The sequence below is a fragment of the Oceanibaculum nanhaiense genome, from assembly GCF_002148795.1.
GTDB classification, from domain to species: Bacteria; Pseudomonadota; Alphaproteobacteria; order Oceanibaculales; family Oceanibaculaceae; genus Oceanibaculum; species Oceanibaculum nanhaiense.
Map to the genome: position 1 here is coordinate 17,697 of NZ_MPOB01000011.1, position 25,997 is coordinate 43,693.

The 25,997-nt window shown below is 65.1% G+C and carries 27 protein-coding genes; 6 read left to right on the plus strand and 21 right to left on the minus strand.

Features of this window, described 5'->3' with window-relative positions:
- Window positions 1–3 precede the first annotated feature (3 nt).
- Complete coding sequence (locus BKM74_RS15935; protein ID WP_086466697.1) at window positions 4–1,284, minus strand: hypothetical protein; 1,281 nt, start codon at window positions 1,282–1,284, stop codon at window positions 4–6.
- 194 nt (window positions 1,285–1,478) lie between these two features.
- Here BKM74_RS15935 and trmFO point away from each other — a divergent pair, with 194 nt between their 5' ends.
- A complete protein-coding gene (gene trmFO, locus BKM74_RS15940; RefSeq protein ID WP_086466698.1) occupies window positions 1,479–2,846 on the plus strand; it encodes a methylenetetrahydrofolate--tRNA-(uracil(54)-C(5))-methyltransferase (FADH(2)-oxidizing) TrmFO in 1,368 nt (455 codons plus the stop codon).
- 1 nt (window position 2,847) lies between these two features.
- Here the strand turns inward: trmFO and BKM74_RS15945 are convergent, their stop codons facing one another.
- Window positions 2,848–3,690, minus strand: coding sequence for a phytoene/squalene synthase family protein (locus tag BKM74_RS15945; protein ID WP_086466699.1), 843 nt, complete (start codon window positions 3,688–3,690; stop codon window positions 2,848–2,850).
- A gap of 93 nt (window positions 3,691–3,783) precedes the next feature.
- Between BKM74_RS15945 and BKM74_RS15950 the strand changes: the two genes are divergently transcribed.
- From BKM74_RS15950 to BKM74_RS15965, 4 genes are all read left to right on the plus strand, one after another.
- Window positions 3,784–4,578, plus strand: a complete 795-nt coding sequence (locus BKM74_RS15950; protein ID WP_086466700.1) for a squalene/phytoene synthase family protein — start codon at window positions 3,784–3,786, stop codon at window positions 4,576–4,578.
- On the plus strand, window positions 4,575–5,426 hold the full coding sequence (gene hpnD, locus BKM74_RS15955; protein ID WP_086466701.1) for a presqualene diphosphate synthase HpnD: 852 nt from the start codon (window positions 4,575–4,577) through the stop codon (window positions 5,424–5,426). The genes BKM74_RS15950 and hpnD overlap by 4 nt, the downstream gene beginning before the upstream one ends.
- Entirely contained in the window at window positions 5,423–6,652 is a 1,230-nt protein-coding gene (hpnE, locus tag BKM74_RS15960; protein WP_086466702.1) for a hydroxysqualene dehydroxylase HpnE, read from the plus strand. Before hpnD ends, hpnE begins: the two co-directional genes overlap by 4 nt.
- Window positions 6,653–6,799: 147 nt before the next feature.
- Window positions 6,800–7,396: a superoxide dismutase gene (locus BKM74_RS15965; protein ID WP_086466703.1), complete on the plus strand. Its 597-nt coding sequence runs from the start codon at window positions 6,800–6,802 to the stop codon at window positions 7,394–7,396.
- Window positions 7,397–7,452: 56 nt separating this feature from the next.
- On the opposite strand, the gene BKM74_RS15970 is transcribed toward BKM74_RS15965, so the two are convergent.
- The 4 genes from BKM74_RS15970 to yajC form a co-directional block, all read right to left on the minus strand.
- Window positions 7,453–7,833, minus strand: a complete 381-nt coding sequence (locus BKM74_RS15970; RefSeq protein WP_086466704.1) for an Mth938-like domain-containing protein — start codon at window positions 7,831–7,833, stop codon at window positions 7,453–7,455.
- A 7-nt stretch (window positions 7,834–7,840) separates the two neighbouring features.
- A complete protein-coding gene (secF, locus tag BKM74_RS15975) occupies window positions 7,841–8,776 on the minus strand; it encodes a protein translocase subunit SecF (protein WP_322096693.1) in 936 nt (311 codons plus the stop codon).
- A 13-nt stretch (window positions 8,777–8,789) separates the two neighbouring features.
- A complete protein-coding gene (gene secD / locus BKM74_RS15980) occupies window positions 8,790–10,364 on the minus strand; it encodes a protein translocase subunit SecD (protein WP_086466705.1) in 1,575 nt (524 codons plus the stop codon).
- Window positions 10,365–10,431: 67 nt separating this feature from the next.
- Window positions 10,432–10,890 carry a preprotein translocase subunit YajC gene (gene yajC / locus BKM74_RS15985; RefSeq protein ID WP_086466706.1) on the minus strand — a complete coding sequence of 153 codons (459 nt, stop codon included), beginning with the start codon at window positions 10,888–10,890 and terminating at the stop codon, window positions 10,432–10,434.
- Window positions 10,891–11,072: 182 nt separating this feature from the next.
- Between yajC and BKM74_RS15990 the strand changes: the two genes are divergently transcribed.
- Entirely contained in the window at window positions 11,073–11,933 is an 861-nt protein-coding gene (locus tag BKM74_RS15990; protein ID WP_086466707.1) for an ATP-binding protein, read from the plus strand.
- Here the strand turns inward: BKM74_RS15990 and BKM74_RS15995 are convergent.
- The 15 genes from BKM74_RS15995 to BKM74_RS16065 all read right to left on the minus strand — a co-directional run bounded on the left by BKM74_RS15995 (window position 11,930) and on the right by BKM74_RS16065 (window position 25,898).
- Complete coding sequence (locus BKM74_RS15995; RefSeq protein WP_086466708.1) at window positions 11,930–13,060, minus strand: LysM peptidoglycan-binding domain-containing M23 family metallopeptidase; 1,131 nt, start codon at window positions 13,058–13,060, stop codon at window positions 11,930–11,932. The genes BKM74_RS15990 and BKM74_RS15995 overlap by 4 nt on opposite strands.
- A gap of 56 nt (window positions 13,061–13,116) precedes the next feature.
- Complete coding sequence (locus BKM74_RS16000; protein WP_245825973.1) at window positions 13,117–13,737, minus strand: protein-L-isoaspartate(D-aspartate) O-methyltransferase; 621 nt, start codon at window positions 13,735–13,737, stop codon at window positions 13,117–13,119.
- Window positions 13,738–13,794: 57 nt separating this feature from the next.
- The gene (surE, locus tag BKM74_RS16005) at window positions 13,795–14,577 is read right to left on the minus strand and encodes a 5'/3'-nucleotidase SurE (protein WP_086466710.1); all 783 of its coding nucleotides are present in this window, start codon (window positions 14,575–14,577) and stop codon (window positions 13,795–13,797) included.
- Window positions 14,570–15,847 carry a serine--tRNA ligase gene (serS, locus tag BKM74_RS16010; RefSeq protein ID WP_086466711.1) on the minus strand — a complete coding sequence of 426 codons (1,278 nt, stop codon included), beginning with the start codon at window positions 15,845–15,847 and terminating at the stop codon, window positions 14,570–14,572. Before serS ends, surE begins: the two co-directional genes overlap by 8 nt.
- A gap of 91 nt (window positions 15,848–15,938) precedes the next feature.
- Window positions 15,939–16,748 carry a twin-arginine translocase subunit TatC gene (gene tatC / locus BKM74_RS16015; protein ID WP_086466712.1) on the minus strand — a complete coding sequence of 270 codons (810 nt, stop codon included), beginning with the start codon at window positions 16,746–16,748 and terminating at the stop codon, window positions 15,939–15,941.
- 13 nt (window positions 16,749–16,761) lie between these two features.
- On the minus strand, window positions 16,762–17,229 hold the full coding sequence (gene tatB, locus BKM74_RS16020) for a Sec-independent protein translocase protein TatB (RefSeq protein WP_086466713.1): 468 nt from the start codon (window positions 17,227–17,229) through the stop codon (window positions 16,762–16,764).
- Between the two features lie 65 nt (window positions 17,230–17,294).
- A complete protein-coding gene (gene tatA / locus BKM74_RS16025; RefSeq protein ID WP_086466714.1) occupies window positions 17,295–17,552 on the minus strand; it encodes a twin-arginine translocase TatA/TatE family subunit in 258 nt (85 codons plus the stop codon).
- A gap of 147 nt (window positions 17,553–17,699) precedes the next feature.
- Entirely contained in the window at window positions 17,700–18,821 is a 1,122-nt protein-coding gene (locus BKM74_RS16030; RefSeq protein WP_245825967.1) for an ABC transporter ATP-binding protein, read from the minus strand.
- A 1-nt stretch (window position 18,822) separates the two neighbouring features.
- Window positions 18,823–19,485, minus strand: a complete 663-nt coding sequence (scpB, locus tag BKM74_RS16035) for an SMC-Scp complex subunit ScpB (RefSeq protein WP_086466716.1) — start codon at window positions 19,483–19,485, stop codon at window positions 18,823–18,825.
- Entirely contained in the window at window positions 19,482–20,276 is a 795-nt protein-coding gene (locus BKM74_RS16040; RefSeq protein WP_086466717.1) for a segregation and condensation protein A, read from the minus strand. The genes scpB and BKM74_RS16040 overlap by 4 nt, the downstream gene beginning before the upstream one ends.
- A gap of 2 nt (window positions 20,277–20,278) precedes the next feature.
- Window positions 20,279–20,980: a site-2 protease family protein gene (locus BKM74_RS16045; protein ID WP_322096695.1), complete on the minus strand. Its 702-nt coding sequence runs from the start codon at window positions 20,978–20,980 to the stop codon at window positions 20,279–20,281.
- Window positions 20,980–21,993 carry a beta-N-acetylhexosaminidase gene (gene nagZ / locus BKM74_RS16050; RefSeq protein ID WP_086466719.1) on the minus strand — a complete coding sequence of 338 codons (1,014 nt, stop codon included), beginning with the start codon at window positions 21,991–21,993 and terminating at the stop codon, window positions 20,980–20,982. The genes BKM74_RS16045 and nagZ overlap by 1 nt, the downstream gene beginning before the upstream one ends.
- A gap of 19 nt (window positions 21,994–22,012) precedes the next feature.
- Window positions 22,013–22,969 carry an SPOR domain-containing protein gene (locus BKM74_RS16055; protein ID WP_086466720.1) on the minus strand — a complete coding sequence of 319 codons (957 nt, stop codon included), beginning with the start codon at window positions 22,967–22,969 and terminating at the stop codon, window positions 22,013–22,015.
- The gene (gene argS, locus BKM74_RS16060) at window positions 22,969–24,720 is read right to left on the minus strand and encodes an arginine--tRNA ligase (protein WP_086466721.1); all 1,752 of its coding nucleotides are present in this window, start codon (window positions 24,718–24,720) and stop codon (window positions 22,969–22,971) included. The genes BKM74_RS16055 and argS overlap by 1 nt, the downstream gene beginning before the upstream one ends.
- Entirely contained in the window at window positions 24,720–25,898 is a 1,179-nt protein-coding gene (locus BKM74_RS16065) for a deoxyguanosinetriphosphate triphosphohydrolase (RefSeq protein WP_086466770.1), read from the minus strand. Before BKM74_RS16065 ends, argS begins: the two co-directional genes overlap by 1 nt.
- Window positions 25,899–25,997 lie beyond the last annotated feature (99 nt).

Genomic DNA, 25,997 nt, shown 5'->3' on the forward strand with positions numbered 1-25,997 from the left:
GGGTTACTTCAGCAGGAAGACCCGTCCGGGGTCCGTCACCGCGGGTGCCACGGCAGCGCCCTGCAGATAATCGTAATTGGCGCGCCGGGCGGCGGTCGCTGCCTCGAAGGTGGCCGCGCCATAGAAGATGCTGCGCACCCGCGCCTTGCCGCAGGCCTTGGCGAAGCCCAGCATGCGTTCCACATCCTCGCGCGCTGGCGTGCCGACATGGCTGCCATCGGCGGCGATGGCCATCATCTTCAGACCGACGAACCGTTCCGGGTTGCGGAAGCTGAAAGGCTGGCGGGCGACGAAGCCGGCGAAGAACGGTCCGACGAAGGACAGCAGCGTGTGCAGCCGCCCCTGCGGCACGCCTTCCGCCAGATCGACGATTTCCAGCAGGATGCGTTTTGAGGACAGCCGCGGCAGCAGCTGGCAGGCCGCGATGAATTGCTGGCGCAGCGGTTTTGTCGCCAGGGTATCGAAATGCACCGGCACGATCAGCAGGGCCCGGCGCTGGCGGCCGGCACGCAGCAGCGCCTCCCCGGCCTGCCGCAGCATGAAACAGTCGAGTTCGCAGTTGAAAACGCCGGTATGGGTCTGCTCCTCGCCCGATGCTTTCCAGACCGGCAGGATGACGCTGGCGCTGTAGGCCGAAATCAGCTTCTTGCGGATATTGGCCATCGGCCAGTAGGAGACGCGCAGTTCGCTTTGCAGTGCCTCGAAATGCTGCCTTTCGACATCCTCTTCCTTCTTCTGCGCGGCATCGACCGTCTGCGACAGGCCATCCGGCGTCGTCAGGGCTTCGACGGGTGTCTTGGGATCCAGTTCAAGCACGAGGGCGCGGCAGGTCACCAGCCCCTCTTTGATGCCGGAAACGCCGCTCAGCTTATCGTTGATCTCGCGGGCGATCTTTTCGGAGCTTTTTGTCGCCCGCTCCTTGTCGCCGCCGCCGAACAGAATCACGATCTGTTCTTCGTTAACCATAAGAAAGGCATCGGCCGGGCCGGTATGTTTCTTGATGACGGTCTCGGCCAGCAGCAGGATCTTGCCCTTGATCGACGGCCAGCGCTCGCCGAAGGTCTTGCGGACCTCCGAGAAGCCCAGCATCTGGACATTGCCGGCGACCAGCGCTTCCGCCACCAGCTTGTTGGAGCGCACGAAGTCCAGCAGGCTGTTGCGGAAGGCGGTCGGGTCGGAAGGGTCGAGCTTCTGCTTGGAATAGGAGTCGTAGAAGCTCTGCTTCCGGGCGCTCTGGTCGCCCGTGACCTCCGGAACCGTTTGGTAGAATTCCGATTTTGGCATTCGGATGTCTGTCTATGACGGCATTTGCTTCAAAGAGTGAGTATGCAGTAAACCGCACAAACAGTAAGCAAGTTCCTAACGGCGGCCACTTCCGACATTAGGAAAGGCGCATGTGGTGCGGTTGCGTATCCGCCCCTGATGGCCTATCTGTTTGCCCAATCGTCCACTCCCCCTTTGCAAAGCGAGAACGAATCATGATCCAACCGGTGCATGTCGTTGGCGGCGGTTTGGCCGGATCGGAGGCCGCCTGGCAGCTGGCCGAGGCCGGCGTGCCGGTCGTGCTGCACGAAATGCGCCCGGTACGCGGCACGGATGCGCACCAGACCGACCAAATGGCCGAGCTGGTCTGCTCCAATTCCTTCCGCTCCGACGATGCCGAATATAACGCGGTCGGCCTGCTGCATGAGGAGATGCGCCGCTGCGGTTCGCTGATCCTGCGTTCCGGCGATGGCGCGAAACTGCCCGCCGGCGGCGCGCTGGCGGTGGACCGCGACGATTTCGCCGGGGCCGTTACGGCAGCGCTGGAGGCGCATCCGCTGGTCACGATCGAGCGCGGCGAGGTCGCCGGCTTGCCGCCGGAAGACTGGGACAGCGTCATCCTCGCCACCGGCCCCCTCACCTCTCCGGCGCTGGCCGAGGCGATCCGCGAGTTGACCGGCGAGACGGCATTGTCCTTCTTCGATGCCATCGCCCCCATCGTCTATAAGGAGAGCATCGATTTCTCCCGCGCCTGGTTCCAGTCGCGCTACGACAAAGTCGGGCCCGGCGGTACCGGCAAGGACTACATCAACTGCCCGTTCGAGAAGGACGAGTATCTTGCCTTCATCCAGGCGCTGCTGGATGGCGAGAAGACCGAATTCAAGGAATGGGAGAAAGACACGCCCTATTTCGAGGGCTGCCTGCCGATTGAGGTCATGGCATCGCGCGGCATCGACACGCTGCGCTTCGGGCCGATGAAGCCGGTCGGGCTGACCGATCCGAACAGCAATCGCCGGCCTTATGCGGTGCTTCAGCTTAGGCAGGATAATGCGCTGGGAACGCTCTATAATCTGGTCGGTTTCCAGACCAAGCTGAAATATGCCGAACAGACCCGGGTGTTCCGCATGATCCCCGGCCTGCAGAACGCCGAATTCGCCCGGCTGGGCGGGCTGCACCGTAACACTTTCCTGAATTCGCCGAAGCTGCTGGACGGTGTGTTGCGCCTGAAGGATTTGCCGCGCCTGCGCTTCGCCGGCCAGGTTACCGGCGTCGAGGGCTATGTCGAGAGTGCGGCCATCGGCCTGCTGGCCGGGCGCTTCGCTGCCGCCGAGCGGCTGGGCCGGGACATCGCGCCGCCGCCGCCGACCACGGCGCTGGGCGCGCTGCTGGGCCACATCACCGGCGGCGCCGATGCCGAGACCTTTCAGCCGATGAACGTGAATTTCGGCCTGTTCCCGGAACCGGAGCAGGATCCCGACCCGAAGAAGCGCATCAAGGGCCGCGAGCGCAAGAAGCTCTATACCGGCCGCGCGCTGGCCGATCTCGATGGCTGGCTCGGCGGCACGCGTCTGGCGGCGGAGTAGATCAGAACCGTCCCCGCAGCGCCATCCAGCTGAGCCGCCAGGCGGCGAGCGGGGATTTCTCGCCGAGGCTGGTGTCGAACACGTCATGGCCGTTCTTCGCCAGCCGGTTCAGATGCCCCTCGGCCAGCGTCAGCGGCAGCAGCGCCGCCAGCGCCCGTTTCGGCACATGCCGGCGCAAGGCGCGTGCTTCCGCAAGATGCCCGCGGGCGCTGTCCGCGACGGTCTCTACAATTCGGTTCAGTCCCGCACCGGGCTTCAGATCGTACAGCTCACGCAGGCCAACGCCCTGCTCTTCCATCAGGCTGGATGGCAGAGTCACCCAATGTTCGCGGGCATGGAACGGCAGCGCCCGCAGCAGGCCGGTGAGCGCCACGGCGATACCGGCGAGTCGCGCCAGATCATCCTGCCGGTCCACCCCGCCCAGCGCCGCCAGGCACAGGTCAGTCAGCGTGCCGGCTGTGCCATTAGCATAAGCCAGCAGCGCCGGCAGGTCGGCGGGCGGTTCCGGCAGCAAATCCAGCCCCCGTGCATCAATCAGCCGCTCGAAGGGCGCACGCGGCAGATCATAAGCGCGCACGGCCTCGGCCAGTGCCTGTACCACGGCATGCTGGCGCGGCGTGCCCTCATAGATCTCCGCGATCGCCTCGCGCCACCAGGTCAGCCGGATTTCGCCCAGCAGCGGTTCCGAGACGATGGCGCGGGTCTTGGCGACCTCCTGGTTGAAGGCATAGAGCGCGAACAGCGCCTCGCGCCGGTCGGCTGGCGCGAACAGGCAGGTGAGGAACCGTTCCGGATCGTTCCGCCGCACCTCAAGGGCGCAATAAGAAAGGGCGGCCTCGGGCATGATTCCTTCCGGTGAGTTTCGGTTCTAGCCGGGTGTGCTTCCCGGCACCCGTCCTATATAGTTTCGGTCCCATCGCCAAGCACGTTCGGATTCATGCCGCAGCCTGTTACCCTGCCTGATACGATTTATGCTTCCGGCAAGGGAGCGGCACAGGAGAGCTTTCCGGTCGCTTCCTGGCTGCTTCCGCCGTCGAAACGGGCGGATATCATGGCGTTCTACCGCTTTGCACGTGCCGCCGACGATATCGCCGATCACCCCTCCTTGCCGTCGGATGAGAAGCTGCGCCTGCTGGACCAGATGGAGGGCCGGCTGCCGCCCGCCGGGGCGGAACACACGGCCGCGCTGCTGATCGCTTTTCGGCAGGATGCCAGCAAGGCGCGCTATGCCGACTGGGGCGAGCTGATGGGCTATTGCCGGCATTCCGCCGCCCCGGTCGGGCGGTTCCTGCTCGACCTGTTCGGGGAGGATCGCACGCTGTGGTCCCGCTCCGATGCGCTGTGCGCCGCCTTGCAGGTGCTGAACCATGTGCAGGATTGCGGCAAAGATTATCGCGCGCTCGACCGGCTCTACCTGCCACAGGACTGGCTGGATGCAGACGGTGTCACGCCGGACATGCTCACTGCCTTGCACACCGCCCCTGCCCTACGCCGCACGCTGGACCGTGTGCTGGACGCCACGGCAGCGCTGCTGGCAGCATCCCGCCCGCTGGCGGCGGGCACCCGGCATCGCGGCCTGCGCATCCAGGCCGCGACCACGCAGATCGGCGCGGAAGCGCTGCTGGCGCGCCTCAAGCGGCAGGATCCGCTGGCCCGGCACGTCCGGCTGGGCTGGCCGATGCGGTTCTGGTGCCTGTTGCGCGGCATGGGCGCCGGATTTTCCGCCCGATGACCCTACAGGCCGAAGCCGAGGCGCATGTCCTGGATATCGTGCGGCGCGCGCGCAGCTCTTTCTACTGGAGCATGCGGCTGCTGCCCGGCGAGAAGCGCCGCGCCATGTATGCAATCTACGCCTATTGCCGGGAGCTGGACGACATTGCCGATGGCACTTTGCCGCGTGCCGAGAAGCTGGCCCGGCTGGAGGATTGGCGCCGGGAGATCGCGGCGCTGTATGACGGCACGCCTTCCCACCCCATTGCCATTGCGCTGGCCGGACCTGTTGCGCGCTACAGGCTCGACCGGCGCTGGTTCGAGGAAATCCTGACGGGCGTGGGCATGGATGCCGCCGGCGATATCTGCGCGCCCTCCCTGCTTGAACTGCAACTCTATTGCCGCCGGGTCGCCGGTGCGGTCGGCATGCTGTCCATCGCGATCTATGGCGCCTCGGGCAAGGCAGCAGCCGGGTTTGCGCTGGCGCTTGGCGATGCGGTGCAGCTGACCAATATCCTGCGCGATTTGCGGGAGGATGCGGAGATTGGGCGGCTTTATCTGCCGGGCGACATGCTGGATGCGGTTGGCATCCGCACCCGCGACCCTGCGGATGTGATCGCTCATCCGGCCCTGCCCCGCGTCGGCGACGCGATGATCGATTGGGCGGAACAACGCTACGAGGATGCCGAGGCCGCCCTGCCCGACTGCGATCGGCGCGCCTTACGCCCGGCCATTATCATCATGGCGACCTACAAGCGCCTGCTGAGCCGGCTGAAGGAAACCGACCTGCCGGCATCGCGGCGCATCCGGCTGGGACGGCTGGAAAAGATCGCCATCGCCCTGCGCGCCGGCCTCACGCTGAAGCCATGAGCCGGCATCTGCATATCGTCGGCGCCGGACTGGCCGGCCTGTCGGCGGCGTTGCGCGGGCTGGAGGCCGGTTACACCGTGTCGCTGTACGAGGCATCGGGCCAGGCCGGCGGGCGCTGCCGCTCCTATGCCGATACGACACTTGGTGTGACGCTGGATAACGGCAATCACCTGCTGCTGTCCGGCAACCGGGAGACGCTGGCCTATCTGGAACGGATCGGCGCACAGGACACGCTGACCGGGCCGGTACGGGCGTGCTTTCCCTTCCTCGATCTCGCCAGTGGGGAAAGCTGGAGCCTGCAGCCAGGATATCTGATGCCCTGGTCGGCCGCGCGCCGCGCGCCGGGCACCAGCGCCGCCGATTATCTGCCCTGGCGGCTGCTGACCGCGGATGCAAACGCTACCGTTGCGGATTGCCTGCCCCCTGGGAGCGCGCTGGAGCGGGTCTGGCGGCCCTTGCTGGTCTCCGCCCTCAACATGCCGCTGGAACAGGCCTCGGCGCGTCTGGCCGGCCGTCTGCTGCGGGAAACGCTGCTGCGTGGCGAAACCGCCTGCCGTCCGCTGGTCGCGCGTGACAGTCTGGGCGCCAGCTTTGTCGATCCGGCCTTGGCAGTTCTGGAAAAGGCCGGCGCCAACGTCCGGTTCCATGAAAGGCTGACCGGGCTGGATGTCACGACTGAAAGGATCGATTATCTCGCCTTCGGTGACCGTCGGGTGATGCTCGCCGCAGACGATGCCATCATCCTCGCCCTTCCGGCGGAGCCGGCGTCGGCGTTTCTCGGGCTGGATATGCCACTCGATCATCAGCCCATCGTGAATGGGCATTTCAGGATCGATATAGCGGGATTGCCGGGCGGCGAGGCATTTCTGGGTCTGGTCGGCGGCACGGCGGAATGGTTGTTCCACCGCCACGGGCTGATCTCCACCACCACCAGCGCGGCCACTGTTCTGGCAGAACGTCCCGCCGGGGAGATCGCCGAGCTGCTCTGGCAGGATATCGCGCGGGCCCTCGCCCTGCCGGCCGATCATGCGCTGCCGCCCTACCGGATCGTGAAGGAAAAGCGCGCGACTCTGGCGCAGACACCGGCAATGGCGCGTTTACGGCACGGTGCTGAAACCCGCCGGAAAAATCTGGCGCTGGCCGGGGACTGGACCGACACCGGCCTGCCCTGCACCATCGAAAGCGCGGTGCGTTCCGGCAGGCTGGCGGTAGAGGCCCTAAGTTAATAAGGGTTTTTCTGGCCTTTTCATGGGCTTAGGATTGGCCTACATGAAAGGGTATCCGGCGAGCACGCTGTGCCGGACACTTTCTCGCGAGCCGCCGCCTTTTTTCGGCGTCTTCCCGCGCAACGGAACAAGCCAACGAGGAATATCATGCCCTTCGAACTTCCGGCCCTGCCCTACGCGCAGAACGCCCTGGAGCCGCATATCTCCGCCAACACCTTCAGCTTCCATCACGGCAAGCACCACAACACCTATGTGGTGAACCTGAATAAGATGATCGACGGCACCCCGCTCGCCTCGAAGTCGCTGGAGGAAATCATCCTCGACAGCGCCGGCGATGCGTCGAAGGCCGGTATCTTCAATAATGCCGCGCAGGTGTGGAACCACACCTTCTTCTGGAATTCGATGAAGCCGGGCGGCGGCGGCAAGCCCACCGGCAAGATCGCCAAGATGATCGACGAGTCCTTCGGCTCCTACGACAAGTTCGCCGAGGAGTTCAAGGCCGCCGGCGCCGGCCAGTTCGGCAGCGGCTGGGCCTGGCTGATCGAAGATGGCGGCAAGCTGGCGGTCGTGAAGACCCCGAACGCCGAGCTGCCGATGACCAAGGGCAAGAAGGCACTGCTGACCTGCGACGTGTGGGAGCACGCCTATTATCTCGATTACCAGAACCGCCGGCCGGACTTCCTGGCCGCCTTCCTGGATCACCTGGTGAACTGGGACTTTGCGGAGAAGAACCTGGCCGCCTAATATCCGGCCAGATAGATAGAGACGATGCGGGGGCCTTTCGGCCCCCGTTTTCGTTTTTATTCCACCGCGATCAGGGCGGCGGCGACGCGGCGGTCCTCGGACATCAGCACATTATAGGTGCGGCAGGCCGCGCCGGTATCCATCGCGTCGATCACGATGCCGGCCGTGCGCAGTGCGTTACGCAGCGCTGGGGGGACGAAGCGCATCTGCGGGCCGCAACCGATCAGCAGGATATCGACCGGCGGTGTGTCCGCAGCGGTGAAGGCCGACAGGCTGGCCTCGTCGATGGCCTGGAACTCGGTGACCGGCCAGTCGAGAACCCGGTCGGGGAACACCAGCACGGAGCCTTCATATACCGTGCCGGTGATCTTGAAACGGCCCTCGCCATAGCTCTCGATGAGCTGGCGTCCCTCGGCGATGCGCGGTGTAACATCCATTTAGTGGTCAGCCGGCCGTCGTCGCCTTGCTGCCATCCTCCGCCTTGTCGTTGTCCCGGCGCAGATTCATGTAGGTCAGCACTGGCGTGGCGATAAAGATCGAGGAATAGGTACCGATCAGAATGCCGAAGATCAGCGCGCCGCTGAAATCGCGGACAACCGGCCCGCCGAAGGCGAACAGCGCGATCAGGGCCAGAATCGTCGTGCCACTGGTCAACAGAGTGCGTGCCAGCGTGTCGTTCAGGCTGAGATCGCACAGGGCGCTGATATCGAGCTTCTTGTACTTGCGAAGATTCTCGCGGATGCGGTCATACACCACGACGGTGTCGTTGATCGAATAGCCGGCGATGGTCAGGATCGCCGCCACCGTGGACAGGTTGAATTCCAGCTGCAGGACGGAGAACAGGCCGATGGTGATGAGCACGTCATGCACCAGCGTCAGCACGCCACCGATGCCGAACTGCCATTCGAAACGGAACCAGATGTAGATCAGGATCGCGCTCAGCGCGATCAGCACCGCCAGGATACCGTCCCGGATCAGCTCCGCGCCGACCTTCGGGCCCACGAACTCGACGCGGCGATAATTCACCTCGTCGCCTAGCGCGCCACGCACCGCCTCGATGGCAGCCTGCTGGCCTTCCTCACCGCCATCCTGCTGCTGGATGCGGATCAGAACGTCGGTATCGGCGCCGAACTCCTGCAGAGACACCTCGCCCAGCCCGAGCTGGCCGAGCGTCGAGCGCATTTCGGACAGGTTGGCGGGCTGCGGCGTGCGCACCTCCATCAGGATGCCACCACGGAAATCGATGCCGAAATTCAGCCCCTGGGTCAGCAGGGAGCCGAGGGACCCGACCATCAGCAGGGTGGAGAGCACGAAACACATTCCCTTGTAGCGCAGGAAGGGCACATGCGGCGTACCGGCCAGGAATCGCATGAAACGCATCGTCAGTCTCCGCTCAGATCGGCAGCGTCTTTGGCCGCGACCGGCGCAGCCAAAGCACGACGATGAGGCGCGTCACCATTATCGCGGTAAACATTGAGGTGACGAGGCCAATCGACAGGGTGACGGCGAAGCCGCGGATCGGGCCGGACCCGAAAATAAACAGCAGCAGCGCCGCAATGAAGGTCGTCAAATTCGCGTCGACAATGGTGGAGATCGCCCGACTGTAACCGGCATCGATGGCCGAAACCGGCGGACGGCCGTTCTTGGCCTCTTCGCGCATGCGCTCGAACACCAGCACATTGGCATCGACCGCCATGCCGATGGTTAGCACGATGCCTGCGATGCCCGGCAGCGTCAGGGTCGCTTGCAGCACTGACAGCGCAGCCACGATCAGGATCAGATTGACCAGCAGGGCGATGTTGGCGATCACGCCGAACAACCCGTAGGCCAAGACCATGAAGATGATGACGAGTATCAGGCCCAGCACGGCGGCGGCCTCGCCGGCAGCAATCGAATCGGCACCGAGGCCGGGACCGACCGTGCGTTCCTCCAGCACTGTTAGCGGCGCCGGCAGCGCGCCCGCGCGCAGCAGCAGCGCCAGATCCTGCGCTTCCTGCGCGCTGAAACTGCCGGAAATGATACCGCTGCCGCCCAGGATGGGCTCGCGGATGACCGGCGCACTGATGACCTTGTCGTCCAGCACGATGGCGAAGGGCCGGTTGACATTCTCTGCGGTGGTGTCGGCGAAGCGCTTGGCGCCCACCGAGTCGAAGCGGAAGGAAACCACCGGTTCGCCATTGTTGAAGGTCGGCTGGGCATCGACCAGCGTGTCGCCGCTGACCATCACCCGGCGCTCGACCAGATACATCTGCGCCGGGCGGCCATCGGCCCCCACCTCGTCGGAGGGCAGCAGCGCAGAGCCCGGCGGCACCCGGCCGGCCAGCGCCTCGCCCAGCGAATTGCGGCTATCGACCAGGCGGAACACCATCTTGGCGGTCTGGCCCAGTAGCGCCTTGATGCGCTCCGGATCGTCCACGCCCGGCAGCTGGACCAGAATACGGTCCTCGCCCTGGCGCTGGATGGTCGGCTCCCGCGTGCCGGTTTCGTCGATACGGCGGCGCACGATCTCGATGGATTGTTCGATGGCCGCCTGCTTGCGCGCCGTCAGCGCACTTTCGCGCAGGTTTGCGACGATGCGGCCGTCGCTCTGGTCGATCACCAGGTCGCCATCGGCATCGCGCAGCAGCGCCATGGCCTTGTCGGCCTCGGCTGGCTCGCGCAGGCGGAACACGACATTTTCCCCGGAAACGCCAAGATCGGTATAGCCGATCCGCTCCTTGCGCAGCTCGGTACGGGCCAGATCGACGACCGATTCCAGCCGCTCCCGAACCACTGTGTCGAGATCGACCTCCAGCAGCAGGTGCGAGCCGCCACGCAGGTCGAGGCCCAGATTGATGCGCTGGAAGCTCATCCAGCTGGGCGCCTTTTCGACAACCGACCGGTCAATCAGGTTCGGCGCCGCATAGACGGCACCGAGAAGACAGATCACCAGGACCAGTGCGATCTTCCACTTGGGGAAATGCAGCATTGTGGCCGGAACGCTCCGATGAAGGGAAAAAAGTCAGGCGGTCGCGAAACCGAGTTTCGAAACAGCCTTAAGGGGCGTCCGTGCCGGCTTCGCTGGCCTTGCTCTCGGCCGGCTTGGCCTCCGCAGGCTTCGCGCGGCTGCGGGACGAGCGCTTGCGCGGGGTCTCGGCCGGTGCATCCTCGTCCTCATCTTCCGCATCGTCGTCCCTGGCACGCGCCGGCTCGGTCTTGGCCAGCACATCGGCAACCATGGAGCGGAGCGAGCGCACCCGCACACCCTCGGCAATCTCCAGGGTGAGTTCGCTGTCGTCATTCACCCGGGTGACGGTGCCGATGATGCCGCCATTGGTCACGACGCGGTCGCCGCGACGGATATTCGACAGCATTTCCTTGTGCGCTTTCACCTTCTTCTGCTGCGGACGGATCAGCAGGAAGTAGAAGACGACAAAAATCAGCACCAGCGGAAGCAGCGACACGATAAAGTCGCTGCCGCCTGCGGACTGGGCGTAAGCCGGGGAGATAAGCATTTGCGGCTCCTTGTTTTTCCGCCCACAGGCGGTTGATTCATCGGGCGGACTATACCCGGACGGGCGACGATTGCAACAACGCCGCACTTACGGAATCGACCCTGCCATGAGGCACAGCCCGTTGACCCTGCCGGACTGGCCCGACTAGGCTCCCTGCTCCGCTGATGTAGGTGCCTGGACACATGAATACGACCCCCGACCTTCTGCCTTTGCTGACCCGTATTGCCGATGCGCTGGACCGGCTGGCGCCGCCAGCGGTGAAACCGGTCGATATCGCCGCCGCCGATGGTTTCGTCTGGAATGCGGAAAGCGCCAGCATGGACCCGGTACCATCAATTGCCCGCGTCGACCTTAGGCTGCTGCAGGGCGTGAAGCGGCAGCGTGACACGCTGCTCGACAATACCCGGCGTTTCGCCCAGGGGCTGCCGGCCAACAACACGCTGCTATGGGGCGCGCGCGGCATGGGCAAGAGCTCGCTGGTGAAGGCGGTGCATGCCGCCGTCAACCAGGAAATTCCGGGCTCCCTGGCGCTCGTCGAGATCCACCGCGAGGATATCGCCTCCCTGCCCCAGCTGCTGAAGCTGCTGAAGCAGGCTGGCCGGCGTTCCATCATCTTCTGCGACGACCTGTCCTTCGACATCGCCGACAATGCCTACAAGTCACTGAAAGCGGTGCTGGAGGGCGGCATCGAAGGCCGGCCGGACAATGTGCTGTTCTACGCCACCTCGAACCGCCGCCATCTGATGGCGCGCGACATGATCGAGAATGAGCGTTCGACCGCGATCAACCCGTCGGAAGCAGTCGAGGAGAAAGTCTCGCTGTCCGACCGGTTCGGCCTCTGGCTGGGTTTCCATGCCTGCGACCAGGATACCTACTTCGCGATGATCGAAGGCTATAATGAGGCGTTCGGCCTCGGCGTGCCGGTTGAGCAGCTGCATGCCGAAGCCGTGGAATGGTCGGTCGGCCGCGGCAGCCGTTCGGGCCGTGTTGCCTGGCAGTACATCCAGGATCTGGCCGGACGGCTGGGCAAGAGCCTCGACTAGCGGGAAAGCGCCGCGACGCCCCGCTGGAGATAGGGTTTCGGATCGATGGCGCGGGAATTGCGCCGCACCTCGAAATGCAGCTGTGGCGTATCCACGCTGCCGGTCCGCCCGACGCGTGCGATGGCCTGGCCGCGCCGCACCTCGTCGCCCCGCCTGACCAGCAGCGCCTCATTATGCGCATAGGCGGTCATGTAGCCGCCGGCATGGTTGATCAGCAGCAGATTGCCGAAACCTTTCAACTCGCTGCCGGCATAGACGACGACGCCATTCTCGGCGGCCAGCACCGGCGTGCCGCGCGGGGCGGCAATATTGATGCCGTCATTGTGCAGTCCGCCGCCCCGGGGGCCGAAATCGGAGAGGATGCGGCCGTTCACGGGCATCAGGAAGGTTGAGCTGCTGCGTGCCGGCGGCGACTTCAGGATGGCGCTCGATCCGGTCGCCGGCGGTGGCGCGGCCGCCGTTTGTGTTCGTTCTTGACCAGGCGCGCTGGTGGATGGCGTGGTTTCAGGGGCGGACTCGGCCCGTCCAGCTGAGCCGCTTGTACCGCTTGCAGCGGGTGCCCCGGGCGATGGCGTGCTGGGGGACGTCGGGCCGGCAGATGGGGCCGGGCGCGGATTCGCCAGGGGCACCGTTCCGCTCGCAACCATGGCTGGAGCCGGCGATTCCTGAACCTGCGAGGGCAGCAGCAGCCGCTGTCCAAGCCGGATCGTGAAGGGTTCCGACAGGCTGTTGGCGCGGGCAAGGCTGCTGACATCCACATTGTAGCGCCGGGCGATGCCATACAGCGTGTCGCCGCCGGCCACGACATGGGACCGGGCATAGGGCAGGCGCAGCACATCCCCGACCCGCAGCACATAGGGCGGCTGCAGGCGGTTTGCCTCGATCATCGCCCGCAACGGCACCTCGTTGGCGCGGGCAATGCCATACAGCGTATCGCCGCGCTGCACCGTCACCGTGCCCGGCGCGCCTTGTCTCAAACCATCGGACGGGCCGGAGGTGCTGGGTGGCAGGCGCGACGGGGTGATGCCGTTGACGACCGGCGCCGGCGGCCCGCTGCGCGCGCAGGAGGCCAGCGTCAGCGCTGCCAGCAGCAGGAGCAGAACAGGAAACCGGAAGGGACGGCTCATGCCCCTCACTCTACGAAGCGACCGGCGTTACGGCAACGCGGGAAGCACGACATGGCCTACCTCGTCTTTCCGGTCTCTTCGGGCATGCCGGAAATCAGCGGCACGAAACGCACGGCCCACAGGGTTTCGGTCTGGAAACCGTCCTCCGTGCGGGTGACGCGCACCACATGCTGATTTTCCGGACGCGGCCCCAGCGGCAGCACCATGATGCCGCCAACGGCCAGCTGCTGCATCAGCGCTTCCGGCATTTCGGTTGCCGCCGCCGTCACCAGAATACGGTCGAACGGCGCCTGCTCCGGCCAGCCCTTGGTACCGTCCCCAACCTTTGCCGTCACATTGCTGCACCCCAGTGCGAGGAGGCGCTGTTCGGCGTCGCGCAGCAGGTCGCGATGGCGCTCGATGGTATAGACCCGCCGGCAGAGCTGCGCCAGAATCGCCGTCTGGTAGCCGGAGCCGGTGCCGATCTCCAGCACTTTCATGCGGTCGCCTGGATTGAGCGCCTGGGACATCATTCCGACCACGGTCGGCTGGCTGATGGTCTGGCCACAGCCGATGGGTAGCGCCGTATTGTCATAGGCCTGATCGTCGAAGGTCCTGGGCACGAACAATTCGCGCGGTACCCGCTCAATGGCCGACAACACGCGTGTATCGGCCACGCCGTTGCGGCGCAGCTCCATGATCAGCCTGATCTTGCGGGCGTCTTCGGCGCTCACGCGGGCTCCCCTCTCCCGATGCTAGTCCAGCACCGTCTGCAGCGCCTTCAAGGTCGCGGCATGCGTCATGTCCATATGGATCGGCGTGATCGCGATATAACCATCGCGCACCGCCGCCAGGTCGGTACCGGTCTTGGCCTCTTCCTCGCTCTTGATGAGGCCGACCCAGTAATAGGGATTGCCATAGGGATCGGTACCCGGCTGCACGGCGGAGCCGATCTGGCGCTGGGCCTGCCGCGCCAGCCGGATGCCCTTTACGCCCTGCCCGCCGGTGTCTGGGAAGTTCAGGTTGATCAGCACGCCCTTCGGCCAGCCGATAGCCAGGACCTTGCGGATGATGTCCGGCCCGTGCTGTTCGGCGGTGGACCATTTCGGCGCATGCTTGAAGGCGATGGCCTGGCTGAGCGCGATCGAGGGCAGGCCCAGCAGCGTGCCTTCCATCGCCGCTGCGATGGTGCCGGAATAGGTCACATCCTCGGCCATGTTGGCGCCGCGGTTCACGCCGGACAGCACGAGGTCAGGCTGGTGATCCTGCAGCAGCTGGTTCACCGCCAGCAGCACGCAGTCGGTCGGCGTGCCGTCCACGGCGTAGCGGCGCTTGGACACTTCGCGCAGCCGCAGCGGGCTGCGCAGCGTCAGCGAATGGGCAGAACCGCTCTGGTTCTGTTCCGGCGCTACCACCCAGACATCCTTGGACAGGGCCTTGGCGATCTTCTCCAGCACCTTCAGGCCGGGCGCGTTGATACCGTCATCGTTGGTGACGAGGATGCGGCATTTCTCCAGCGGCTTATCGAGCTTAAGCATCGGCTTGAATGACCTCCAGCCCGCCCATATAGGGGCGCAGCTTTTCCGGGACGGTCACGGAACCGTCCTCATTCTGGTAATTCTCCAGGATCGCCACCATGGTGCGGCCGACCGCAAGGCCGGAACCGTTCAGCGTGTGCACGAAGCGGGTGTTCTTTTCGCCCTCGGGGCGGAAGCGTGCCTTCATGCGCCTTGCCTGAAAGTCGCCGCAGTTCGAGCAGCTGGAAATCTCGCGATAGGTGTTCTGCCCCGGCAGCCAGACCTCGATATCGTAGGTCTTGCGCGCGCCAAAGCCCATATCGCCGGTGCACAGCACGACGGTGCGGTAGGGCAGCTCCAGCCGTTCCAGGACGGTCTGGGCGGCTTGCGTCATCCGCTCATGCTCGTCTTCGGAGCGGTCGGGATGGGCAATCGAGACCATCTCCACCTTGGTGAACTGGTGCTGGCGGATCATGCCGCGCGTATCCTTGCCGGCCGCCCCGGCCTCTGACCGGAAACAGGGCGAATAGGCGGTGAAGCGCCGCGGCAGGTCCTTCTCGTCGAGTATGGAGTCGGCGACCAGATTGGTCAGCGGCACCTCGGCGGTCGGGATCAGCCAGTAATCATTGGTGGTGCGGAACAGATCCTCGCCGAATTTCGGCAATTGCCCGGTGCCGTACAGTGCATGGTCGCGCACCATGTAGGGCACCTGCGTCTCCTCATAGCCGAATTCCAGCGTGTGGATGTCCAGCATGAAGGCGGCGAGCGCCCGTTCCAGCCTGGCCAGATGTTTGCGCAACACGACGAAGCGCGCGCCAGACAGCCTGGCGGCGGCCTCGAAATCCATCATCCCGAGCCCCTCGCCGATCTCGAAATGCTCCTTCGGCTGGAACGCGTAGTTGCGCGGGTTACCCCAGCGCCGAACCTCGACATTCTGCGTTTCGTCGGCGCCGTCTGGCACGTCGGATGCGGGCAGGTTCGGGATGCCGGCGAGGATGGTATCGAGTGCCTCGCCCAGTTCCTTGTCCTCGGCCTCCAGCGCGGCAAGCCGGTCCTTGATCCGGGCGACCTCTTCCATCAGCGCGTCGGCGTCGCCGCCCTGGCGCTTGATCTGGCCGACTTCCTTGGACGCCTCGTTGCGGCGCGCCTGCAGGCTCTGCAACTCGGTCTGCACCGACCGTCGGTGCGCATCCTGCGCCAGAATTTCGGCGGACAGCGGCGCCAGCCCCCGGCGGGCCAGGGCGGCGTCGAAGGCGGCGGCATCGTCGCGAATGAGCTTCAGGTCGATCATGGAAAGTCCGGTCCGGTGTGACGGGATAGGCGGCAAGGGTTATAGCCGCTTCGCCGGACTCCGTCCAGAAACCGCCCGCGGCTATCGGTATCTAGGAAGCTTCTTCCTCGGCTTCCCGGGCTTCCTCTTCCGCCTCGCGCTTGGCCTTCTTGCGCTCGGTGATGCGCACCGACCAGATCGAGATTTCGTAGAGGATGAGCAGCGGCACGGCGAGGCTGATCTGGCTGATCGGGTCAGGCGGTGTCAGCAGCGCGGCGGCAATGAACATGACGACGATGATATAGCGCCGCTTCTGCCGCAGGCCGTCGGAGGTAACGGCGCCGATGCGGCCCAGCAGGGTCAGCAGCACCGGCAGCTCGAAGGCGAGGCCGAAGGCGAAGATCAGCGTCATCACCAGGCCGAGATACTCGCTGACGCGGGCTTCCAGCTGGATCGGCAGCGCCCCTTCGGCACCCGAGGTCTCGAAGCCGAGGAAGAATTCCCAGGCCAGCGGCATGACCACGTAATAGGCCAGCGCGCCACCCATGAAGAACAACACCGGCGTCACCACTAGGAACGGCAGGAAGGCCTGCCTCTCATTCTTGTAGAGGCCGGGCGCCACGAACATCCAGAGTTGCGAGGCGATCACCGGAAAGGACAGGAAGAAGGCGGCCCAGAGCGCCACCTTCACATAGGTGAAGAACGCCTCGGTCAGGTTTGTGTAGATCATCCGCCGCCCGGCATCGTTGCCCAGCACATCGGCCAGCGGCTGGACGAGGAAGGCGTAGATGTATTCGGCGACCAGATAGCAGGCGATGAAGGCGATGAACAGCGCGCCCACCGAATACATCAGCCGGTTTCGCAGCTCGACCAGATGTTCGAGCAGCGGCATCTTGTTGTCGTCGGGATTCTCGGAGACCATTCCTTAAAGCCCCTTACGACGTGCCGGATTTGGAATCGGACTTCGCTGTGTCCGACGCCGGAACGGGTTCAGCCTGCTGTTCGCCAGTGCTGGCAGTTGGCAGGGGCGCATCGGCGGGTGGCGGCAGCGGTTTGGTCTTTTCTTCGGCTTTCGGTTCCGCCGGCTTCGCCTTCGGGCTCTCTCCGGAATCGATCCGGTCCGGGGCGATATTGATATCGAATTCGCCCTTCGGGTCCACCTGCTCCTGCAGTGCCTTGGTTATGCCCTTGCCCTTGACGTCCTCGAGCTGCTTGCGGACATCGTCCAGCTCGGCTTCCCGGACCATTTCATCGACATGGCCCTGAAATTCGCGCGACACTTCGCGCACCTTGCGGATGGCGCGTCCGAGGGTCTTCAACGCATGGGGGAGTTCCTTGGGGCCGAGGATGATGATCGCAACAAGCGCGATCACCGCCATCTCGCCCCATCCCAGATCGAACATTACGAATTACCGTCCTTTGATGGGACGCCATTGCGGCCAGAAAAGCAGGGGAGCCGCCGGCTGGCTCAGCTCTTGGCCGGCTCGTTCTTCTTCGACTCGTCCGGCGCCGTGGACGGCGCGCTGGCGGTGTCCGCGGTCTGAGACGGTGTCTGATCCAGCGTCTTCGCCGGTTCTGACGTTGTCTCTTCCTCGTCCTTCATGCCGGACTTGAAGCTTTTGACCCCCTTGGCGACATCGCCCATCACCTTCGGCAGTTTGCCTGCGCCAAAGATGATCAGGACGATCACCAGAATGAGGATGACCTGCCAAAACCCGATGCTCATGTTCCGAATTCTCCGATGCTTCCCGTATTCCGGGGGTGTTCAGTCTGTTTGTATCGTTCCAACTGGTGCGACCGCCCCGACATGTGCCGGGATAATGGCACGAAGCCAAACCACAGGCAACGCGTCCTCATGCCGGAAAGGCCCAGGTCAACACTCCTGCCCTGCCGGAAAAACGAAGATCTGCTGAGGGTCCAGCGAAACCGCCACTTTCTCGCCCTCCTGCGGCAGAAAAAGTCCCGGCACCCGGCAATGCAGATGCAGCGGCGGCCCTTCCACCTCCTCCGTGTCGAGTTCCAGATGCAGCAGGCTGGCGCGCCCCAGCATCCGCGCGGCCATAACCCGCGCCACGCCTTGGCCGTCGCCGGAAACCGCCTCCGCGCCAACCTTCAGCGCTTCAGGGCGCATGATAATCTCGACTGCCGCGCCATCGGGAAAGCCGGCCGCCGGCAGCCGGCCGAGCGGCGTCGCCACATGGCCTTCCTGTACCGTTCCGGAAATCCGGTTCACGTCGGAGAAGAAGCCGGCGACATAGGCGCTGGCCGGGTGATAGTAGATGTCCACCGGCGAGCCGAGCTGCAGCAGGCTGCCAGAGCGCATGACCGCGATGCGGTCGGCCATGAACATCGCTTCCTCGGCATCGTGAGTGACCATCAGCGTGGCAGCACCACTCTGCTTCAGCGCGTGCAGCGTATCGTCGCGGACCTGGCTGCGCAGCTGCGCATCAAGGCCGGAAAACGGCTCGTCCAGCAGCACGATACGGGGTTCGGGGGCCAGGGCGCGCGCCAGGGCGACACGCTGCTGCTGGCCGCCGGAAAGCTGATGCGGATATTTCTGCGCATGCGCGGCCATGCCAACCTGTTCCAGCACTGCCAGGGCGCGTTGGCGGCGTTGCGCGGCCGGCATCCTGTCCAGGCCGAATGTAACATTGTCGATTACCCGCAAATGCGGAAACAGCGCGAAATCCTGAAACACGAAACCGACGCCGCGATGCTCCGGCGGCAGGCTGGCCCCGGTGCGCGCCACGGTACGGCCGGCGATGGAGATCGATCCTTCCTGCAGGGTCTCAACCCCGGCGCACAGGCGCAGCATCGTTGTCTTGCCGCAGCCGGACGGGCCAACCAGGGCGACCACCTCACCGGGGGCGATCGACAGGCTAACACCGGCGACGGCCATAATCGCGCCGTAGCGATGCACGACATTATCGACCTTCAGAACCGGCTCAACCGCGCCGTTCTCGTCGGCGGTTCGCGCCAGGGCAGCATTTTGCACGTCAGAATTCCTCATCGTCGAGCAGGAGGGGCTCCGCGCCCTCGTCTTCGTCCGTTCCTGCTGGCATATCGGCCTCCTCCTCGCGCATCGCAATGGTCGCGAGGCTGGGGCGCTTGTCCAGCAGGCCCGCCGCCTTCAGTTCCTCGACACCGGGCAGCTCCTTCAGATCGGCGATGCCGAACTGATCGAGAAAGACATCGGTTGTCACCCAGGTCAGCGGCCGGCCCGGCGATTCGCGCCGGCGGCCGGGTTTCACCCAGCCGGCTTCCAGCAGCACGTCGAGGGTGCCTTTCGACAGGCCGACGCCGCGCACTTCCTCGATCTCCGCGCGGGTGATCGGCTGGTGATAGGCGATGATCGCCATCGTCTCCATGGCGGCGCGCGACAGCTTGCGCAACTGCGTGCGCTCATGCGCCATCATCGGCGCCAGATCGGCGGCGGTGCGGAACGCCCATTTACCGCCGATACGGGTCAGGACGACGCCGCGATTCTCATAAAGCGCCGCTAGATCGGCCAGCAAACCCTTGAGATCGATTCCTTCCGGCAGCCGTTCCTGCAAGGTGGCCTCGGCGACCGGCTCCCGCGAGGCAAACAGGATCGCCTCCAGCAGGCGCAGTGCCTGGGCGCGCTCGCGAGACGAGACGAGAAGCGGCGTATCGCTCATTCCTGTGTCTCCTGCACGCCGCTGCGCGCCCGCAGATAGATCGGCCCGAAGGTCTCGCCCTGGCGCAGTTCAACAGCGCCCTGTTTCACCAGTTCCAGGCTGGCGACAAAGGTGGCGGCGATGGCCGAACGCGCGATCAGGCTGTCGCGCAGGTCCGGCGGCAGGAAGTTTTGCAGCATCGTCCAGTCCGGCACGCGCCCGACCAGCATGCGCAGCCGTTCCAGCGCGTCTTCGACGGAATAGAGCTGGGTCGGCGCGATCCGCAGCGATTTATGCTCGGTCCGGCGGCGGAAATCCGCATAAGCCTTTAGCAGATCGTAGAGCGATGCCTCGAAGCGCGTCGAAATGACGGTGGGAAACTGCTCCTCAGCACCGCGCGCGAAGACATCCTGGCCGAGCTGCGGATGCGCCATCAGCCGCACGCCGGCTCCCTGCATGGCTTCCAGCCGGCGCAGCTGGAACGCCAGCGCTTCTGCCATTTCCGCCCCGCTCGGCTCCGGTTCGCCGGGCGGTGCCGGCAGCAGCAGGCGGGACTTCAGGAAGGCGAGCCAGGCCGCCATCACCAGATAATCGGCGGCGATCTCCAGATGCAGCCGGCGCGCCTGCTGGATGAAGGCGAGATACTGGTCGGCCAGCTTCAGGATGGAGATGCGGGCGAGATCGACCTTCTGGTCGCGCGCCAGGGTCAGCAGCAGGTCGATCGGTCCTTCGAAGCCCTCCAGGTCGAGAATCAGCTGCGCCGGCATCGCCACCGGCACATCCTCCTCGAAATCGTCGCGCGGGCCGGCCATGGTCAGATCACGCCGCTCAGGGACAGGATTCCATGCGCCAGATATTCGACCGGCGCCAGGATCAACCATTCGGTGATCGGGAAATTGATGCCGAACTGCGCCAGGCCGAAGGGAATCAGGAACAGCAGGCCAATCACCATCGCCAGCCCGGCGCGCTCAAGCCGGGCCAGCCTGATCGCCAGCTCGTAGGGCAGGATACCGACGGCAACGCGGCCACCATCGAGCGGCGGGATCGGCAGCATGTTGAAGACGGCCAGCACCAGATTCAGCCAGATCGCATTCTGCAGGTTTTCCGCTGTCCAATATGCCACAGTTTCCGGCAGGACAGGCACGAGATGCAGCATCAGCGCCGCCAGAAAGGCCAGAATGATGTTTGCCCCCGGCCCGGCGGCGGCCACGAACACCATGTCGCGGCGCGGATTGCCCAGCCGGCTGAAATTGACCGGCACCGGCTTCGCATAGCCGAACAGGAAGGGCGCGCGCAACAGCAGCAGCAGGCCCGGCAGCAGGATGGTGCCAACTGGATCGACATGCTTCAGCGGGTTGAAGGTGACACGGCCCAGCGACTTCGCGGTCGGGTCGCCCAGACGCCAGGCGACGTAACCGTGCGCCGCCTCATGGAAGGTAATGGCGATCAGCACCGGCAGCACCCACACCGAGGCGACGAGGAGAATTTGCCCCAGATACTCCAAGGGCGCGTCCATCATCGCGCCAGCAGCGCGTCCAGCCGCGCCAGCGCCTCCGACCTGTCGAAACCAGCCTGTTCGGGAGGAAGGCGCATGGCCCGTCCCAGCCGACGCGCGGCGGCCGGTGTCAGCGGCCGGATGGCACCGGCGACCTCCTCCATCTCGGCCATGTTGCCGCTGCAATGCAGGACAAGGTCGCAGCCGGCATCCAGGCAGGCTGTCGTGCGGTCGGCATAGCTGCCGCCCAGCGCCTTCATGCCGATATCATCGGACATGAGGCAGCCCTGATAGCCAATGGTCTTGCGGATGATCTGTTCAATCACAACAGGAGAAATGGTGGCCGGGCGCGCGCGGTCAATGGCGGTATAGACGACATGCGCGGTCATCGCGAAGGGCGCGTCCACCAGCGCCGAGAAGGCACCGAAATCGCTCTGCTCCATCTCCGCGACGGAAGACGCGACGACAGGCAGTTCCAGATGGCTGTCCACCGTGGCGCGGCCATGCCCCGGCACATGCTTGATGACCGGGCGCACGCCGCCGGCCAGCAGGCCGTTCGCGACCATCAGGCCGAGGGCCGCCACTGCCTCCAGCGTTTCGCCATAGGCGCGGTCGCCGATGATGCCGTGGGTTTCCGGGCGCAGGATATCCATGACCGGCGCGCAATCGACATTGATACCGTGGTCGGCCAGTTCCGCAGCGATGAGGCGGGCATTCAGATAGGCCCCTTCCATCGCCGCTTCCTCGTCGCGCCGGTAGAGATCGGCGAAGGCGCCGGCCGGCGGTGTCTGGCGCCAGTGCGGCGGCTTCATGCGCTGCACCCGCCCGCCTTCCTGGTCGATCAGGATCGGGATGTCGCCGCGCCCGAGGCAGTCGCGCAGATCGCCGGTCAGCCGCTTCAGCTGTTCCGGATCGCCGCAATTGCGCTGGAACAGGATGAAGCCTGCCGGATCACAGTCGCGGAAGAAGGCGCGCTCTGTGGCGCTCAGCTCAAGACCGGAAAGGCCGAAGAGTACGGCGCTGGATACGCTCATCGGGTTTTCACCGGGCCGATCAGGGGCGAACGACCAGGCAAGCCTGGTTCTTCGCCTTCAGCGCGGTGCAGGCACGCTCGGCCGCCGCTTCGTCCAGCGGGCCTGCCTGGATGCGGTGATAGACGCCCTTGCCGGCGCCGAGATCGACGCGCTGAACGGTCAGCGACAGCGCCCCCAGCTCTTCCTTGTAGCGGTTCTTCAGCCGGTTCCATTCCTGCTTCGCCGCTTCATCGCTGCGCACGGCGGCAAGCTGCACCTTGAAGCCGCCACCGCTGACCGCCGCGATGCTGGCCTGCGTCTGGGCCGGTGCCGGAGTCGGTTTCGGCTCAGCCTTGGGTTCCGGCTTGGGTTCAGCCACCGGCTGCGGTGCGGGCTGGGGAGCCGGCGCCCTGGCGGCTGGCGGTGTCTGGGCTGGCGCGTCCTGGGGCGGTTGCGGCGCGGGCGCGGCAGATGGCACCGGCGGTGTGCCCTGCGGAACGGTCTGAGGGGCAGGTTGGGGCGTTACGACGGGCCGTTCGGCCACGGTCTGCGACGGGAGTGGCTGTACCGGTTCGGCGGAAGGGGCCGCGGGTTCGGGTGCCGGCGGCGGCTGCAGCGGCTCGGGCGGCGGCGGCAGCAGCCGCTCCACGGTCTGCGGGGTCTGGCCTTCCGGCAGCAGCCGCTGGAAGACCTGCTTGTCCTGATGCGGCACCTGCAACCCGCCCGGCTGTTCCGGCTTCGCCTTGGTGGGCCCGTCCTCCGCTTTGATCACCGGCGCCACGGTGGAAACGCCGCTCTGCACCCCTTGCGTATAGGCGTACCAGACGATACCGCCGAAGGCGCCGAGCGCGAACAGCGCGATGAAGATCGGCAGGGCCCGGCTGCGCGGCTTGCCGCCGCCTCCCCCACCATCGCGCCCGCGGCGGCGGCGGAATTCATCCGGCTCCGGCGGCAGCGGCGGACGGTCCATCGGATCCTGATCGCGCTCGTAACTCATTACATTTCCTCCGCCGGTACGACGCCCATGACTTGCAGACCCGAGGCAATGGTCACTGCAACCGCCCGTACCAGCGCCATGCGCGCCAGTGTGACAGCCTCGTCCTCGGCGATGATGAACCGCAGTGACGCCTCGTCCCGGCCCTTATTCCACAACGCGTGGAACTCCGCCGCAAGCTCTTGCAGATAAAACGCGACGCGATGCGGCTCATGCGCCTCGGCGGCGCTCTCCACCAGGCGCGGCCAGCCCGCCAGCCGCTTCATCAGCGCCAGCTCCGCCGGATCGTCGAGCCGCGTGAGATCGGCTATGGCCAGCGATGCGTCGTCGAGAGCCTGCCCGGACAGCGCCTCGGCCGCATGGCGCAGCACCGAATGGGCGCGGGCATGGGCGTATTGCACATAGAAAACCGGGTTGTCGCGCGACTGTTCCGTCACTTTGGCGAAGTCGAATTCCAGCGTCTGGTCGTTGCGCCGTGTCAGCATGATGAAGCGAACGACATCCTTGCCGACCGCCTCGATGACGTCGCGCAGCGTGACGAAGGTGCCGGCCCGCTTCGACATGCGCACCGGCTTGCCATTGTCGAACATATGGACCAGCTGGCAGGTCTTCACGTCGAGAGCGCCCTTGCCGCCGGTGACCGCCTTTACCGCCGCCTGCATGCGCTTGATGTAGCCGCCATGATCGGCGCCCCAGATATCGATCATGGTGGCGAAGCCGCGCTCGAACTTGTCCAGGTGATAGGCGATATCGTTGGCGAAATAGGTCCAGCTGCCGTCCGATTTCTTCAGCGGACGGTCCACATCGTCGCCGAAAGCCGTGGCGCGGAACAGCGTCTGCGGCCGCGGCTCCCAATCCTCGGGCGTCTTGCCCTTGGGCGGCTCCAGCACGCCGGTATAGACGTGTCCGGCCTCGGTCAGGGTCGCCAGAACCGCCTCCACCTTGCCGGCCTCGACCAGCTTGCGTTCCGACGAGAACACTGTCTGTTCGACACCCAGCGCCTTCAGGTCGGTGCGGATTTCCTCCATCAGGGAGTCGATGGCGAAATTGCGGATCGGCTCCAGCCATTCCGCCTCGTCCCTGCCCTTCCATTTGCCGCCATCACGGTCGGCCAGCGCCTTGCCGACATCCTTCAGATACTCGCCCGGATAGAAGCCTTCCGGGATATCGGCCGGTCCCTCGCCCAGCGCCTCGAGATAGCGCAGGTAGGTCGAGCGCGCGAGCGTGGCAACCTGATTGCCGGCATCGTTGATGTAATATTCCTTGCAGACGGCGTAGCCTGCCTTCTGCAACAGATTGGCTAGCGCATCGCCAACCACCGCGCCGCGCGCATGGCCGGCGGTCAGTGGCCCGGTCGGGTTGGCCGAGACATACTCGACATTGACCTGCTTGCCCTGGCCCAGCGTCGAATCGCCGAAATTGGTGCCATGACGCAGGATGCCCGCGACCTGCGCGCGCCAGATCGTGTCGTCCAGCCGCATGTTCAGGAAACCCGGACCATCGACCGAGGTTTCAGTGACGAAATCCAGGGCATCGAGGCGGACGCGCAGCTTTTCCGCCAGATCTCGCGGCTTCATTCCGGCCGGTTTGGACAGCACCATGGCGGCGTTGGTTGCGGCATCGCCATGTGCGGAATCGCGCGGGGGTTCCACCGTCACGCGGTCCAGCGCCAGGCCGGACGGCAGCTCGCCCGCCGCCATCATCGCTTCCAGCGCTACGTAAATACGGGATTTCAGGTTGTTGAAAATATTCATTATGTTCTGTCTTTTATATCGAACAGCCGGTCATATTCGCGTAACGCGAAACGGTCGGTCATTCCGGCGATGTAATCCGCCACGACGCGCGCCGTGCGGGGAGTCTGGGGGGCGTCCGTTTGGACCCGCCATTCCGTCGGCAGGCATTGCGGTTCCCGGAACAGCAGATCGAACAGGTCATGCACGACGCGGCGCGCCTTGGAGGTCATGCGGTTGACCAGATAGTGGCGGTACATGCGCTCAAACAGGAAGGCGCGCAAGGCCTTGTGATGTGTCATCATCCGTTCGGAGAAGGCAGCGGTCGGCGCGCCGGCCCCGCGGATATGCTGCGCCGATTTCGGCTGCTGGCGGGCCAGCCGCTCGCGCGTCTCGGTCAACAGGTCGGTCACCATGGCGTTGATCACCCGGCGCACCAACTCGTGGATCAGACGGGACCGGTCAAGGTTCGGGTGGCTTTTGCGCAGCCCCTGAAGGATCGGGCCGACCAGCGGCATTTCGATAATATCCTCGATATCGAACAGTCCGGCGCGCAAGCCATCGTCGAGATCGTGGTTCTGATAGGCGATATCGTCGGACAGCGAGGCGATCTGCGCTTCCAGCGAGGCAAAGCTGTCCAGCTCCAGATCGAATTTGGCGCTGAAATTCAGGATACCCGGCTGCGGTTTGCGGGTCGCCAGCGGCCCGGTCACCGGGCCATTGTGCTTTACCGTGCCTTCCAGCGTCTCCCAGGTCAGGTTCAGCCCGTCGAAATCGGCGTAGCGATGTTCCAGTTCGGTCAGCACGCGCAGGGTCTGGACATTATGGTCGAAGCCGCCATAGGGCTGCATCGCCTCGTCCAGCGCCTCCTCCCCGGCATGGCCGAAGCAGGTGTGGCCGAAATCATGCGCCAGTGCCAGCGCCTCGGCCAGATCCTCGTTCAGCCCCAGCGCCCGGCCGATGGAGCGGGCGATCTGCGCCACTTCCAGACTGTGTGTCAGGCGCGTGCGGTAATGATCGCCCTCATGATAGACGAAGACCTGGGTCTTGTGCTTCAGCCGGCGAAAAGCGGCGGAATGGAGAATGCGGTCGCGGTCGCGCTGAAAGCAGCTCCGCTCGGGGTGTTCGGGCTCCGGATGGAGCCGTCCCCGGGAACTGTCCGGATCGCAGGCATAAGGCGCAAGACTGGCGAGGCTCGACATGCTGGCGAACCTACAGGCGCGGTGCGGCGGACGCAACGGGCTGTGAATTCTCCGCAATTGAAAATCGCGCGAAATTCCCTAGATTTAGAGCAGGTTATT

What these genes read in the sequence shown, in the direction of transcription:
- BKM74_RS15935 (WP_086466697.1), bottom strand. Translation starts at nt 1,284, where the DNA reads ATGCCAAAATCGGAATTCTACCAAACGGTTCCGGAGGTCACGGGCGAC.
- trmFO (WP_086466698.1), top strand. Translation starts at nt 1,479, where the DNA reads ATGATCCAACCGGTGCATGTCGTTGGCGGCGGTTTGGCCGGATCGGAG.
- BKM74_RS15945 (WP_086466699.1), bottom strand. Translation starts at nt 3,690, where the DNA reads ATGCCCGAGGCCGCCCTTTCTTATTGCGCCCTTGAGGTGCGGCGGAAC.
- BKM74_RS15950 (WP_086466700.1), top strand. Translation starts at nt 3,784, where the DNA reads ATGCCGCAGCCTGTTACCCTGCCTGATACGATTTATGCTTCCGGCAAG.
- hpnD (WP_086466701.1), top strand. Translation starts at nt 4,575, where the DNA reads ATGACCCTACAGGCCGAAGCCGAGGCGCATGTCCTGGATATCGTGCGG.
- hpnE (WP_086466702.1), top strand. Translation starts at nt 5,423, where the DNA reads ATGAGCCGGCATCTGCATATCGTCGGCGCCGGACTGGCCGGCCTGTCG.
- BKM74_RS15965 (WP_086466703.1), top strand. Translation starts at nt 6,800, where the DNA reads ATGCCCTTCGAACTTCCGGCCCTGCCCTACGCGCAGAACGCCCTGGAG.
- BKM74_RS15970 (WP_086466704.1), bottom strand. Translation starts at nt 7,833, where the DNA reads ATGGATGTTACACCGCGCATCGCCGAGGGACGCCAGCTCATCGAGAGC.
- secF (WP_322096693.1), bottom strand. Translation starts at nt 8,776, where the DNA reads ATGCGTTTCATGCGATTCCTGGCCGGTACGCCGCATGTGCCCTTCCTG.
- secD (WP_086466705.1), bottom strand. Translation starts at nt 10,364, where the DNA reads ATGCTGCATTTCCCCAAGTGGAAGATCGCACTGGTCCTGGTGATCTGT.
- yajC (WP_086466706.1), bottom strand. Translation starts at nt 10,890, where the DNA reads ATGCTTATCTCCCCGGCTTACGCCCAGTCCGCAGGCGGCAGCGACTTT.
- BKM74_RS15990 (WP_086466707.1), top strand. Translation starts at nt 11,073, where the DNA reads ATGAATACGACCCCCGACCTTCTGCCTTTGCTGACCCGTATTGCCGAT.
- BKM74_RS15995 (WP_086466708.1), bottom strand. Translation starts at nt 13,060, where the DNA reads ATGAGCCGTCCCTTCCGGTTTCCTGTTCTGCTCCTGCTGCTGGCAGCG.
- BKM74_RS16000 (WP_245825973.1), bottom strand. Translation starts at nt 13,737, where the DNA reads ATGGAGCTGCGCCGCAACGGCGTGGCCGATACACGCGTGTTGTCGGCC.
- surE (WP_086466710.1), bottom strand. Translation starts at nt 14,577, where the DNA reads ATGCTTAAGCTCGATAAGCCGCTGGAGAAATGCCGCATCCTCGTCACC.
- serS (WP_086466711.1), bottom strand. Translation starts at nt 15,847, where the DNA reads ATGATCGACCTGAAGCTCATTCGCGACGATGCCGCCGCCTTCGACGCC.
- tatC (WP_086466712.1), bottom strand. Translation starts at nt 16,748, where the DNA reads ATGGTCTCCGAGAATCCCGACGACAACAAGATGCCGCTGCTCGAACAT.
- tatB (WP_086466713.1), bottom strand. Translation starts at nt 17,229, where the DNA reads ATGTTCGATCTGGGATGGGGCGAGATGGCGGTGATCGCGCTTGTTGCG.
- tatA (WP_086466714.1), bottom strand. Translation starts at nt 17,552, where the DNA reads ATGAGCATCGGGTTTTGGCAGGTCATCCTCATTCTGGTGATCGTCCTG.
- scpB (WP_086466716.1), bottom strand. Translation starts at nt 19,485, where the DNA reads ATGAGCGATACGCCGCTTCTCGTCTCGTCTCGCGAGCGCGCCCAGGCA.
- BKM74_RS16040 (WP_086466717.1), bottom strand. Translation starts at nt 20,276, where the DNA reads ATGGCCGGCCCGCGCGACGATTTCGAGGAGGATGTGCCGGTGGCGATG.
- BKM74_RS16045 (WP_322096695.1), bottom strand. Translation starts at nt 20,980, where the DNA reads ATGGACGCGCCCTTGGAGTATCTGGGGCAAATTCTCCTCGTCGCCTCG.
- nagZ (WP_086466719.1), bottom strand. Translation starts at nt 21,993, where the DNA reads ATGAGCGTATCCAGCGCCGTACTCTTCGGCCTTTCCGGTCTTGAGCTG.
- BKM74_RS16055 (WP_086466720.1), bottom strand. Translation starts at nt 22,969, where the DNA reads ATGAGTTACGAGCGCGATCAGGATCCGATGGACCGTCCGCCGCTGCCG.
- argS (WP_086466721.1), bottom strand. Translation starts at nt 24,720, where the DNA reads ATGAATATTTTCAACAACCTGAAATCCCGTATTTACGTAGCGCTGGAA.
- BKM74_RS16065 (WP_086466770.1), bottom strand. Translation starts at nt 25,898, where the DNA reads ATGTCGAGCCTCGCCAGTCTTGCGCCTTATGCCTGCGATCCGGACAGT.